Below are 12,918 nucleotides of genomic sequence, written 5' to 3' on the forward strand. Positions count from 1 at the left end.
ATTTTATAAAGGGAGGAAAAATTAATGAAGAAATTTTTTACAATTATTTGTGCTGCATTGATTTCACTTTCCTTGTTTTCGGCATCAGGAAATACTGCAAATGCAGCAAAACCTGATAAGGATTGCGGATGCGGCGTACCATTAATTCAAGGAGCAGATAGAAATAAATTAGTAGCAGACCTTATTAGCAGCCAATTATTTAAGGATACAAAGTTCCAGTTGAAAAATGATGGATACAATTGGAATGGCGCAAATACGATTGAGGTCACTGACTTTATTTATGAAGGACATATAGTTGCCATGGTGCCATTTTTTGATAAAAGTGGATCGGTAATGATTGCTTTCTTTATTGATGGAAAAGATGTATGGATTACTTCAGTTGATGGAGAACATGGAGATCGTTAAAAAACTTCTCCCCATTTTTAATTGGGGAGGAGTTTTGACTTTTTATAGATTTTTTGAATTCGTGGGGTTATTATTGTATTTCTCCATCAATAATCGTCATTTCAACCGCAGTTTGCAGCAGTTCATCCGGGTCTTCAAGCTCGAATAGATTTTTCGAGTAAACTGTCATATCCGCTAGCTTTCCTCTAGAAATTGTTCCTTTTAGAGTTTCTTCGTTGGTAGCATAGACACCACCAACCGTAAACAATCTTAATGCTTCTTGAATAGATAGCTTTTCTCCGGCATTCCAGCCTTCATGTGAATCCCTTGGTGCTCTGCGGGTAACGGCAGCGTGAATGCCTAACAGAGGATCCACTGGTTCAACAGGAGCATCTGAACCCCCGGCACATATTACACCAGCAGAAAGCAGCTTTTTCCAAGCATACAAATACTGCTCCCGCTTCTCCCCTAATCTTTCCTTAATCCATGGATAATCTCCGACCACAAATCTTGGTTGAATATCAGCAATTCGGCTTGGCACCGCCAATCTCTTAATCAAATCTGGCCTTACCAAAGAAACATGGATAATCCGGTCACGATACTTGACCGCTTGGAATTGCTCCAGGACATCCAAAACATTTTCCAATGCCTGATCACCAATTGTATGTATGGCAGCTGGCATGCCATGTTCTCTTACGTTTTTCACGATTTCATATAGTTTTTCTTGGCTAAGCATTGCATCCCCATACGCATCAGGTTCATCATGATATGGCTCAGATAATAACGCTGTTCTTCTGCCAAACGCGCCGTCTGCGAAGATTTTGATAGCGCCGATTTGCAATTTCTCATTCCCATAACCGGCATACATTCCTTTATCTATCAATGCTTGGAGGTAAGGATAATCGATCAATAGATTGCAGCGTAATGCATTACTTTCCTGATTAATTAATTCATCATACATTCTATAGGTTTGCTCTAATCCGCCAAAATAGGCTGGATCATTCGTGTGGACACTTGTTAAACCTTTTTTCACTGCATAATTCATTGCCTTCTCTAAACCGCTTTTTAACTCTTCATAGCTTTTCTCCGGAATATGTTTGGTAAACAGTTTAGATGCTGATTCCAAAATCATTCCTGTCGGTTTTTTCGTACTAGGATCTAATACAACCGTTCCCCCGACAGGAACCTCAATGGCAGGTTGATAACCGGACACTTCAAGAGCTTTACTGTTTACTAGAAAGGCATGGTGGCAAATCCGTTTTAAATAAATCGGACAATGCGGTGCAGCATAATCCAGCTCTTCAAGAGTCGGTATTCCGCCATCGGTAAACAAATTCTCATCCCAGCCCATTCCCAAAAGCCATTTACCTGGCGGAACGCTGTTTGCTTTTTCCCTTAGTTTATCGAGCATTTCATGTTTTGATTTTACACCTGTTAAATTCAAATCTAAGAAATGAAATGCTACGCCTGATAGATGCAGATGACTGTCAATCAGTCCAGGGGTAACCATCCTCCCTTGCAAATCAACGACACGAGACCCACCTCGTCCCCATTGAAGGATAATTTCATCATGAGGACCCAAATCAACAATTCTTCCATTCTCAACAACAACCGCCTCTGCCGTGGGCTGCCGTTCATCTAGCGTATAGATTTTTCCGTTTGTGAAGATAGTCTTCGCCATAAAACTCTCCTCCAAAAAACTGATATGTATACTTCCTATATAATACCAAAGCCGACAGTGAAATGACCTATTTTTTTCATAGTCATTATACTGTCGGCTAGATAATGCATTTGTTTTATTACCAATTATCCAAATTGCCAAACACTATGTGTCAGGTTTCCATATCGAAAGCTTCTATGCAGCAAGGCTGCTTTTTTCTCATTGTCGGCTGCACCCATTGCGTAAAACAGCGGGATAAAGTGTTCTCTTCCATATGGAGGAACGGCAAATTCCGCATTTGGAGCTAAAGTATCATATTGGAATAAAGAGTCTAGATCCCAATGGTTCAAATGGTAGGCAAGCCAGTCTTCAAATTCAAGAGCCCATTGGTCCACTCCGCTGTCGGCCCAATTGACAGCTCTTAAGTTATGAGATGTTCCCCCGCTGGCGATGATTAAGATATCTTTTTCTCTTAGGCTGGTTAAGGTTTTACCGATTTTATACTGTTCCTCAGGTGACAGTTGGGGATTTACCGACATCGCTATCACCGGAATATCAGCGTCCGGATACAGCATTCGAAGGACAACCCATGAGCCGTGATCGAGGCCGCGCTGCATTTCAGTTTCAAATGGAACCTCATTTGCAGCAAACAAATCCATTATTTCTTGCGAAAGTCCATGATTTCCCTGTGCAGGATATTGAATTGTATATAATTCAGGAGGAAATCCCCCAAAATCATAAATGGTACTATATTGTTCAACATCGCTTACTTTTTGCAAACGGGATTCCCAATGGGCTGAAAAAATCACAATCGCCTTAGGGCGAGGAAGATTTTTTCCTAATTGATTTAAAAACTGTGTGTATTCATTGTTTTCAATTGCCAGTAATGGAGCGCCATGTGCAATAAATAATGATGGAAGCATAACTATTCCTCCTTTAATTAAGCCGCTTTTCTAATAGTAGTGTCTTTCTTTTCTTTATTAAATAATAGCTGGTCGAGAGCGAACATCTTGCTGTCATTGATGGCAATTAATAATGACATGGCCATAAACGCTAGTTCTAATTCATAGCCAGCACCTTGCCCATTACCTAGAAAGCCGCCTGCTAATTTTACTTTAAAAATGGCACCAGCCATTAACAATACAAATAAAGCGGAAACGATTCTGCTTCCAAATCCGGCAATTAAGGCAATTCCTCCGACTACTTCCAGCAGCCCTACAGCGTATGCCATGAAACCTGGCAGACCAATACTTGCAAACCAACCGGCAATATTTTCGATTCCGCCTTGAAATTTAACAAATCCGTGGACAAAGAATGTCAATCCTAGAACTACACGTAAAATGAATGTACTAACCTCGTATTTTTTCAACAATTTCTCATCTCTCCTATATATTTTTATTTTTCTAGTGTGTTTACTAACCATCTTGTGAAATCTTGTTGATTTTTCAATGTGACAGTATGTCCTGCCGGATACGTTTGGAAATGGACTTTTGCACCTAAACTCCTAAAGTATTCCTCGTTTTCAAGACCCCATTGGTATGGCAGGATCTGGTCAAATTCACCGTGAGAAATAAAAAGCGAAAGTTCATCTACCGGATTCTTTTCATATTCTTCTTTCACAAATCCAGGAATATACCCACTTAAAGCGGCGATGCCTTTAATACGGGTACCCAGCTTTATTCCGAGGGACATCGAAAGAATTGCTCCCTGACTAAAACCGGCTAAATATAACTTATTTGGGTCTACTGGGTATTCTGTCAAAACATCATCAATAAAATGGGAGATCTTCCCTATTGTCTCATCAAAAACTTCGCGGTGCGGTTTTCCAAAGCCTTCAATTGTAAAAAACGCGAATCCAGGTGGCTGTACTAATGGACCACGGATACTGAAAATGAAGAATTTCTCTTCCAAACCAGTGACCAACGGCAGCAAATCTTGTTCATTACTGCCCATACCATGCATCAAAAATAATGCTGGATATGATTTATCGGGATCAACTTGCTCTGGCTTAAGAAGTGCGTAAGTCAATGATGACTTCAAATCTATCACCCTTTCTAATAAATTTAATTATTGGTATCTATAGGTTATCTATAGAAGTAAATACTAATCCCGAAAGAATTAAGTGTTACGGTATTTAAATAATAAACAAAGATTCATATAAGAATACACATAGACAAAAAAAGAAATTTGTTTCTAAATATGAACTTTTGTTATTTATAAGATAACAACAGACTATGTGGATTGTCAATTGTTTTTTTGCTAATATATAAATAAGTTCTATATAAGAAAACATAAGAGGTGAAAAACTTGGATATTGGATCGAAAATACGCGCCATTCGAAACAGGAAAAAAATAACAATTGCCCAAATGTGTGAAGGCACCGGTCTTTCAAAAGGATTTATTAGCAATGTTGAAAATAATAACACCTCTCCATCGATCAATACTTTGCAAACAATTGCTAATTATTTAGAAGTCCCATTACCGTATCTATTATTAGAAAAAAAACAGCACATGCGAGTTGTCAAAAAAAATGAGCGGACCTTTTCTTCTTTTAATGAATTAAAAATTGAGCATATCGCATCAATTGGCGGATTAAGATTGATGAGTGTGGAGTTTCCACCCGGAGCATCAATGGGGGAAGCAAATGCCCATGAGGGTGAAGAATCTCATTTGGTCTTGGAAGGCAAGGTTCTTGCTGAACAAGGCGAAGATTCCTACATGCTGGAGGAAGGTGATTCCTTTAGCTGGAATGCGAGTGTCCCGCATTTTGTTAAAAATATTGGAGAGCAAAAAGCAGTCATCCTGATTGCAACTTCTACTGATTCTGAACATAATAGTATTTATTAAAAACAAACCTCAGGATCATAAAATCTTGAGGTTTGTTTTTTCTGTAATATAAATGAATTAGGCTATGATATTCCTTAATGTCCCAATTTTTTCAATTGTGACTTCCATTTTATCACCAGGTTTCAACCATACCTGCTCATTCTCCGGCAATCCCAAAATAACTCCTTCAGGTGTTCCAGTGAAAATTAAATCACCAGGTTTCAAGGTCATATGCTTTGATATGTAGCTTACTATTTTTGCACAATTAAAGATCATATGTTTTGTATTGGATGATTGGCGGACTTCACCGTTTACCTTACATTCAATGTTTAAATTGAACGGATCAACTTCTTCTGATGGGACAACATACGGCCCTATCGGAGCAAATCCGTCTAGTGATTTTCCAATCAGCCACTGGCCTGTCAAAAATTGCAGGTCACGGACCGATAGATCATTTCCTGCTGTATAGCCGAAAACATAGGATAGAGCTTCCTCTTCTGAAACATCCTTTGCCTCTTTCCCTACCACCATTACAAGCTCTGCTTCGAAATCAAATTTTTCCCCAACTTTAGGCAGTGGAATATTTTCACTGTGTGCTGCTAAAGCATTGTTAAATTTACTAAATAAAACAGGGTTTTCAGGTACATTTGCCAGCTTAGCTTCTTCAACATGGCTTTGATAATTAAGGCCCACACATATAATTTTTTCCGGGTTCAGTAATGGCGGCAGAAATTCGATTTCTGCCTCACTTAAGTAGTTTCCTGACTCCGTGTTATGGATGATTTCTTTAACAAGTGACAGTCCGTTTTCATTTTTTACTAAATCTTCGAGATTTAAATCGAGCCCTGCTTGATTTAGGTCAAGGATGCCATTGTCTATCTTTATACCAAGCTTGACTTCATTGTCTTTTTTAAAGGTTAGTAATTTCATACGTAACTCCTCTCTCCAAAAAAAATATATATCTAACTTTAAGTATTACCGAATTGTCGGGATTGTCAAGAAAATGTCGTGATGAGTCTAATAAGCTCCTCTGGATTTTCGTACATGCTCATATGCCCTGCCTTTTTTATTACTGCATGCTTAATGTTTGTTTGTGTAACCGAAAATGTTTTTTCAACTGGGACAATTTGATCCTGTTCTCCCGCAATTAATATGGCAGGTACCTCGGTATTTTGTAATACATGATTGCGGTCAGGACGATTTTTCATTGCTAAGAGTGTATCCATAGCCCCTTGTGGTGAAGTGGTGTAGCCAATTTGTTTAGCATTTTCAACATAGTTCTCATTTAGATGTTCCGGTGAGAAAAGTTTCGGAACCAACCCATCAATAAAAGTATGAATGCCTTCGTCCTTTATTTTTGAAACACCTGCCTCTCTTCCCTTTTTCGCATCATCTGTATCCGGAAAGGCAGTAGAATGTACAAGGGAAAAACCATTTAAATAAGAATTAAATTTTTCGGCAAAGGCAAGCGTTATGTAACCCCCTAAGGAATGGCCGAACATCGTCACCTTCTCAATGTTTAACGCATTTAATAATTCTTTTATTTTTTCTGCGAGGTCGTCTATTGAAAATCCGGGATTTAGTGGTGAAGAATTCCCATGACCTGGAAAATCAGGGGCGATGACACGAAATTGTTTCGTTAGTTCAGGAATTACTTTTTCCCAATACAGGGAACTTCCGCAGAAACCGTGCAGAAGTACAACAGGATTCCCAGCGCCTTCGTCTATGTATGCTAGTGTAGATTCATTTAATCGATGTTTTTTTAAATTCATCAGTTTTCACCTTTCCTTTTTGTATATTTATCCCATTAAATATTCTGGATTTATAGTTCATTTCCTACCCCTGTAAAATAAAAAAGAGAGAGATTATTTATCCCTCTCCATCTAACTAATATGTTCTTCAGTGCCTTCGCTTGGACTTAATAAAGCTCGTTTATTTTGAATTTTTGTCAGGTTTGATCTCTTAAGAAGATAGTTCATATGGTCAACGGGCATCGCCCCATAACCCTTTCCTTCCCCCAGTGTAAATTGAACGGTTACGCCATTATTTGAAATGACCGTTAATAAATCTGCGGAGTTAAACAAACCTTGTGCACCTTGAGAAATTTGAAACTTGGCACCTTCTTCAATAGGCATTTCGTCTCTCCTTTGAATCTTATTCTCCCTAACATTATGCCAAGTATTTTTTTATTCATACATAATTTTTCCAAAAACAAATTCCTCCTAAGAGTATGTTTTTTTTATAACTACTGAACCATCTTCAAAAGTTGTCTACGGGAGTTATAATCCATTCCTAACGACTGAACAAAATATTAAAACCCTGTTAAGGTCGCTATGAACTACAGATAACTCCCTAACAAGGCTTTAGATCAAAAATTACTCATCTTCCTCTTCAGCTTCCATCATTTCTTCAAAAGCAGCGACAACCTTATCAAACTCCTCGTCGCTTTCAATGGCTGAAAAATCGCCCTCATCATCTACTTTTAAGAAGAAGATATCAATATCCTCATCTCCGGCTTCGAGAATATCCTCTACAAATCCCACAGCCACATAATCAGTTCCCTCAAGTGTCATGACTCCGAGAACTTCGACTTCCTGTTCCTCTTGGTTCTCATCATCACTGATTGTAAAAATTTCGCCTACTTCTACTTTACTCATCTTAAGTCTCCTCCCAATAAAAAAATCCATCCTTATTCATTATCTCAGATAAGGATGGATTTTAAACAGTTTTATATTAGACCCAATAATCTAACAGTTTGGGTAATAACTAATGGAACAATGATAGCAATGACAGTTGGAATAAGGAACGATAGGAAAGTCCATTTTTTACTTTTCGTTTCCTTATAGACATTTAACAGCGTTGTACCACATGGATAATGAAGTAAAGAGAATAACATCATATTTAAAGCCGTCAGCCAGGTCCAGCCATGGTCCACTAAAATCTTTTTTAAAGCAACTAGACTATCAACCTCTGTTAAGGAACCGGTAGATAAATAACCCATCAGTAAAATTGGAAAAACAATTTCATTGGCCGGCAGTCCGAGGATAAAGGCCATCATGATATAGCCATCCAGCCCAAGCAGCTTTCCAAATGGATCTAAAAACTGTACGGCATACATTAATATACTGGTGTCACCAATATAAATATTGGCAAAAACCCAGGTTAAGATTGCTGCTGGAGCAGCGACCTTTACTGCTCTCACCAATACCGACCAGGATTTTGTCACCGAGGAACGAATAACGGTATCAAAAATTTTCGGCTTGCGGTATGGCGGCAATTCCAATGTGTAATGTGTTGGAACCCCCTTTAAAGCTGTTTTGGATAAAACCCAAGAGACAAAAAAGGTAACAATGATCCCAAACATAACAATTCCTATCAGGACCCCAGTTGTTACAAGGGATTTCACTCCTCCTGTATAACTGGCTGCCATAAACAACGAGGATAGAACAATCAGCGTTCCCCAGCGCCCGTTACAAGGAACAAAATTATTAGTCAGGATAGCTAACATCCGCTCCCGGGGAGACTCTATGATTCTCGTAGAAATAACGGCTGCCGCGTTGCAGCCGAAGCCCATCGCCATTGTAAGTGACTGTTTCCCATGGGCCCCAACCCTTTTAAACAACCGATCCATATTAAAGGCAACGCGCGGCAGGTAGCCGTAATTCTCCAATAATGCAAACGTTGGAAAAAAGATGGCCATCGGCGGCAGCATGACGCTGATTACCCAAGTTGTGCCGCGGTATAACCCAAGAACCAGAATCCCATTCACCCATGCAGGAGCATGAATAAATGTAAAAAAGCTAGTTATATATTTTTCAAGCGAGCCAAAGAACTCTGCAAGCATCGAAGAAGGTATGTTGGCCCCTGCAATCGTGATATAAAACACCAAGCCAAGCATGACAATCATAATCGGAAACCCAAGAATCGGCGAGGTGAAAATGGCATCCAATTTTTCCGTCCTGATGTCTCGATCGGATTTGGTATAAGAAACCCCTTCACGGCATAATTGTTGGCTTCGATCATAAAGCTGCTGCACGATATCGTCCCGCATCTTTGCCGTCGACAGCTGCTGAGCTTCATTATAAAGCTCTTGAATGCGCATTTACCTCACTCCTTCCGGCACGAACCGTTTATTTAATTCATTCAAGAGGGCTTCATCCCCATCAAGGAGACGTAATGATACCCAGCGCGACGAAATGCGGCCGCCAACCATCTCTCGGACTTTTGGTTCTATTCTTTGAATTTGTTCCTCAATTTCATCAGAGTATTTCATTTGTACCGGATGGCATTCAATTGCACCTGTAATAATTCGGTCAATTGTATCCAAAAGCAGAGGAAAACCGATTTTATTACGGGCAGAAATTTTTATCACTGGTACTCCCAAACGGTTCATTAGCAATTTTTCATTAATCTTGATGCCTTGTTTTTCTGCTTCATCTATCAAATTTATACAAATAACAACATTCTCGGTCATTTCCAAAACCTGCAGAGCAAGATTCAAATTTCTCTCAAGAGAAGTCGCATCCAAGACTACCAGAGTAACATCCGGCTTTTCAAAGACGATGTAATTTCTGGCCACTTCTTCATCCTTGGAATTGGAAAAAAGCGAATACGTTCCCGGCAAGTCAACCAACTGAAACACTTTATCCTTAAATGGGACACTTCCTTGGGCCATTGAGACGGTTTTCCCAGCCCAGTTTCCTGTATGCTGTCTAAGGCCAGTCAAGGCATTGAACAATGTGCTTTTACCAGTATTCGGATTACCTGCTAAAGCAATTCGATATTCATTTCCCACTGGAAACCAGCTCCCCTTCAATTTTCGCACTTTCTTCTTTGCGAAGGGCAATGGTTGTTTGACTGACTCGAAAGGCAATCGGGTCGCCAAGCGGACTTTTCCGAACAACCTCAACCAATGCACCCGCAACAAACCCTAAATCTAATAATCTTCTTCGCATGACACCATCTAGATTTATAGAAGTAATTCTTATAATATTTCCTTTTTCACCATTAACCAACTTAACAAGTTTTGGCTCATCCATCACTATTGCACCACCTTCAAAGTTTTTACCTCGTGCAACTTTTTGTTAATTATATGATAAAGATTCTAATTTTGTCATCAAATTTGCAAAAATTCCACAATAAAAAAAGCACCTTTTCCATAACTGGCAAAAAGTGCTTTAAATAATCGTATACGTAAGCCATTCCTCCGGCATGAGCGCTTGATATTTCCGCTGAAGGAAACGGTCATCAACAAGGACGATGGTACCCTGGTCCGTTTCTGAACGTATCAGTCTCCCGCCTGCCTGAAGGACCTTGTTCATCCCCGGGATAACATAGGCATAATCATAGCCATTTTTATTTTTTTTGAAAAAATGATCTTTTATGAGATTCCGTTCAAAACATAACTGTGGCAGCCCAACACCTACAACGACCACCCCATTTAACCGGTCACCCTTTAAATCAATGCCTTCGGAAAAAATGCCGCCAAGAACGGCAAAGCCTACTAATGTATCTAATGATTCTGGTTGAAAACAAGCCAAAAATTCCTCCTTTTCCGTTTCTGTCATGCCCATTGTTTGCACAAGGGTTTTGGTTTCGCCGCCTGCCCGCTGAAATTGTTCATAAACGTTTATCATATATTGATAGGAAGGAAAAAAGATAAGATAATTTCCCGGCTGGCTTTGTACTAATGAATGGATTAACGAGCTAATCCCTTCAGAGGTTTGCTCCCTGTCTTTGTATCGGGTTGATAATGGTTTGACATAAACCTCGGTCTGTACTTTGGAAAATGGGGATGGCACAGAAATCTTATAGTCCTCCACTTCCCCGCCAAGAATTTCCTGATAATAGGTCATTGGTTCGAGAGTTGCTGAAAAGAATATCTTGGAACGAAATCCTTTTCCCATTTGTTTAAGCAGTATTGAAGGATCGATGCAAAACAGCTTGATGATTACATCGTTTTTACTCTTCTCACCATAGATGACATAGTGATCATCCAGCTGGGTGAGGATTCTCAGGAAGGATTGCACCTGAAAGTATGCATCTAATAAAGGAGGGGTGCTCCCTGTCGCCAAAACCTTTTCCGCTTCCGCTGCGAATGATTCCAACAGTTCTGAGAAGGGTTCATCCAGCTTTTCTAGCACGAATTCATTCTTATTTTCTTTTTTTAAGGCAATAAACCAGGCGTTAATTTTATTGGCTGCATCGTAAATAGGTTTATTCAGACCTTTGAAATCTCTTTTTAATTGCAGAAACATGTCTTTATTGATCGAGGCCGAATACATTTCCCGGCTGCGGTCAACCATATTATGAGCCTCATCCACCAAGATGGCGGTGGATTTCTTTTGCTCTTCAGGCAACCTTTTTAAGGAAACCAGAGGGTCAAAAATATAATTATAGTCACAAATAATAGCATCAGCAGCATAGGTTAGGTCAATCGAAAATTCAAATGGGCAAACCTTATGCTTGCGGGCATAAGCTTCTATTACACCTCGAGTCATTTCGTTTTCATTCGTCAAAATATCAAGAATGGCATCATTAATCCGGTCATAATAACCATTGGCAAACTCACAAAATTCCTTTTGGCAATTGGTTTCTTCTTTAAAACAAACTTTGTCCTTTGCCGTAATCGTGATACTTTTCACGGATAGACCACCTTTGCGCATTTGTGCAAAGGCTTCTTCAGCTGTTGTTCTGGTTATCGTTTTAGCTGTTAAATAAAAGATCCTATCAAGGTGACCTTCACCTATGGCCTTTACGGACGGAAACAAGGTTGAAATGGTTTTGCCGATTCCGGTGGGGGCTTTGGCGAACAGATTTTTCCTTTCAGCAATGGTTTTGTAAACAGCACCAGCTAATTTCCGCTGGCCTTCCCGGTAAGATGGGAATGGGAACCGCAGCTCTTTGCTGGTTTCATTCCTTTTTGAACGGTGTTTTGTTTGCCAGCTTGCATATGGTGCATAGCTTTTTATAACGTCGAAGACAAATGTCTCTAGTTCCTCTGACATGTATCTTCTTTTAAAATGTTTCTTTTCTTCGGTATCTACCTGGGCATATGTAAGCTGTACATCAATTTCCGTTAGCTGGTGATCCATTAAGTACATATAGGCATACATTTTTGCCTGTGCCCAGTGGACTGGATAGCCCTCGCCTTCTAGTTCTTCAATAGGGCGGGAAAATGATTTAATCTCATCGATGGTTACCTCTTCACCATTGAAAAGCAGCCCATCACAGCGTCCATCAATAACATATTTTAGTTCTTCGAAAGGAATCTCGGCACGAAGATAGACTTCCTTCTGGTCGCCTTCCTTATATGTCTTTTGTATTTTTTGATGAGCTTTTGTCCCCTCTAATAGCGTTGATGTCGAACGAAACCGCAAATCAATGCTGCCGCTGCGAAAGACATATTCGACGAGGGCTCTAACTGATATATGGATTTCTTCCACGGAATCACCGGCCTTTTAACAACAGAATGTATGTTTGTACTACTAATTATAACAAAAGTAGGTTTATGTAAACATTGTTGTTTTGTAACAAAGGATTAATAATTTGAAATATCGAAGAGTTGAGGAATATAAAAACTTGAGTGTAATAATGGTCTATTATGAAAGGAGGTAAGCATACTGCTTTTGGAAAAAAATTTTATAAGTTTAGTTGCTTTAAAAAGTTATATACGAAACCAGTTTTGATGCCCGAAACCAAGAATCCAATCAAGTTAGGGTCGCCAATAACTTGTATTGGAGCCCGAAACCAGGAATCTAATCAAGTAAGGGTCGCCAATAGCTTGTATTGGCGACCGAAACCAGGAATCTAATCAGGTTAGGGTCGCCAATAGCTTGTATTGGCGACCGAAACCAGGAATCCAAACAAGTTAGGGTCGCCAACAACTTGTATTGACGACCGAAACCAGCGATTCTATCAAGCTTGAGTCGTCAATAGCCTGTATTGGAGCCCGAAACCAGGAATCCAAACAAGTAAGGGTCGCCAACAACCTGTATTGACGACCGAAACCAGCGATTCTATCAAGCTTGAGTCGTCAATAGCCTGTA

14 protein-coding genes are annotated in these 12,918 nt (G+C 39.6%); 2 read left to right on the forward strand and 12 right to left on the reverse strand.

Annotated elements, in window-relative coordinates:
* Positions 1-24 precede the first annotated feature (24 nt).
* Positions 25-405: a hypothetical protein gene (locus tag ACZ5AE_RS13750; protein WP_464573177.1), complete on the forward strand. Its 381-nt coding sequence runs from the start codon at positions 25-27 to the stop codon at positions 403-405.
* Between the two features lie 70 nt (positions 406-475).
* Here the strand turns inward: ACZ5AE_RS13750 and ACZ5AE_RS13755 are convergent, their stop codons facing one another.
* The 4 genes from ACZ5AE_RS13755 to ACZ5AE_RS13770 all read right to left on the reverse strand — a co-directional run bounded on the left by ACZ5AE_RS13755 (position 476) and on the right by ACZ5AE_RS13770 (position 4,093).
* Complete coding sequence (locus ACZ5AE_RS13755; protein WP_464573179.1) at positions 476-2,065, reverse strand: amidohydrolase; 1,590 nt, start codon at positions 2,063-2,065, stop codon at positions 476-478.
* 125 nt (positions 2,066-2,190) lie between these two features.
* Positions 2,191-2,967: a dioxygenase family protein gene (locus ACZ5AE_RS13760; protein WP_464573181.1), complete on the reverse strand. Its 777-nt coding sequence runs from the start codon at positions 2,965-2,967 to the stop codon at positions 2,191-2,193.
* Between the two features lie 17 nt (positions 2,968-2,984).
* Entirely contained in the window at positions 2,985-3,416 is a 432-nt protein-coding gene (locus ACZ5AE_RS13765) for a DoxX family protein (protein ID WP_464573183.1), read from the reverse strand.
* A gap of 23 nt (positions 3,417-3,439) precedes the next feature.
* Entirely contained in the window at positions 3,440-4,093 is a 654-nt protein-coding gene (locus tag ACZ5AE_RS13770) for an alpha/beta hydrolase (RefSeq protein ID WP_464573185.1), read from the reverse strand.
* A 258-nt stretch (positions 4,094-4,351) separates the two neighbouring features.
* Here ACZ5AE_RS13770 and ACZ5AE_RS13775 point away from each other — a divergent pair, with 258 nt between their 5' ends.
* Positions 4,352-4,891 (forward strand): helix-turn-helix domain-containing protein, encoded by a 540-nt coding sequence (locus ACZ5AE_RS13775; protein WP_464573187.1) that lies wholly within the window; start codon positions 4,352-4,354, stop codon positions 4,889-4,891.
* Between the two features lie 57 nt (positions 4,892-4,948).
* Here ACZ5AE_RS13775 and ACZ5AE_RS13780 read toward each other — a convergent pair whose 3' ends face one another.
* The 8 genes from ACZ5AE_RS13780 to ACZ5AE_RS13815 form a co-directional block, all read right to left on the reverse strand.
* Positions 4,949-5,800 carry a fumarylacetoacetate hydrolase family protein gene (locus ACZ5AE_RS13780; protein ID WP_464573189.1) on the reverse strand — a complete coding sequence of 284 codons (852 nt, stop codon included), beginning with the start codon at positions 5,798-5,800 and terminating at the stop codon, positions 4,949-4,951.
* A gap of 65 nt (positions 5,801-5,865) precedes the next feature.
* Positions 5,866-6,642, reverse strand: coding sequence for an alpha/beta fold hydrolase (locus ACZ5AE_RS13785; protein WP_464573191.1), 777 nt, complete (start codon positions 6,640-6,642; stop codon positions 5,866-5,868).
* Between the two features lie 111 nt (positions 6,643-6,753).
* Positions 6,754-7,005 carry a hypothetical protein gene (locus tag ACZ5AE_RS13790; RefSeq protein ID WP_464573193.1) on the reverse strand — a complete coding sequence of 84 codons (252 nt, stop codon included), beginning with the start codon at positions 7,003-7,005 and terminating at the stop codon, positions 6,754-6,756.
* A 240-nt stretch (positions 7,006-7,245) separates the two neighbouring features.
* Complete coding sequence (locus tag ACZ5AE_RS13795; protein WP_464573195.1) at positions 7,246-7,527, reverse strand: DUF1292 domain-containing protein; 282 nt, start codon at positions 7,525-7,527, stop codon at positions 7,246-7,248.
* A gap of 71 nt (positions 7,528-7,598) precedes the next feature.
* Entirely contained in the window at positions 7,599-8,972 is a 1,374-nt protein-coding gene (locus ACZ5AE_RS13800) for a nucleoside recognition domain-containing protein (protein WP_464573197.1), read from the reverse strand.
* Positions 8,973-9,665: a FeoB small GTPase domain-containing protein gene (locus tag ACZ5AE_RS13805; RefSeq protein ID WP_464573199.1), complete on the reverse strand. Its 693-nt coding sequence runs from the start codon at positions 9,663-9,665 to the stop codon at positions 8,973-8,975.
* The gene (locus ACZ5AE_RS13810; RefSeq protein ID WP_464573201.1) at positions 9,655-9,909 is read right to left on the reverse strand and encodes a FeoA family protein; all 255 of its coding nucleotides are present in this window, start codon (positions 9,907-9,909) and stop codon (positions 9,655-9,657) included. The genes ACZ5AE_RS13805 and ACZ5AE_RS13810 overlap by 11 nt, the downstream gene beginning before the upstream one ends.
* Before the next feature lie 138 nt (positions 9,910-10,047).
* Positions 10,048-12,315 (reverse strand): helicase C-terminal domain-containing protein, encoded by a 2,268-nt coding sequence (locus ACZ5AE_RS13815; protein ID WP_464573203.1) that lies wholly within the window; start codon positions 12,313-12,315, stop codon positions 10,048-10,050.
* Positions 12,316-12,918 lie beyond the last annotated feature (603 nt).

Source organism: Neobacillus sp. S1227 (genome assembly GCF_055385255.1).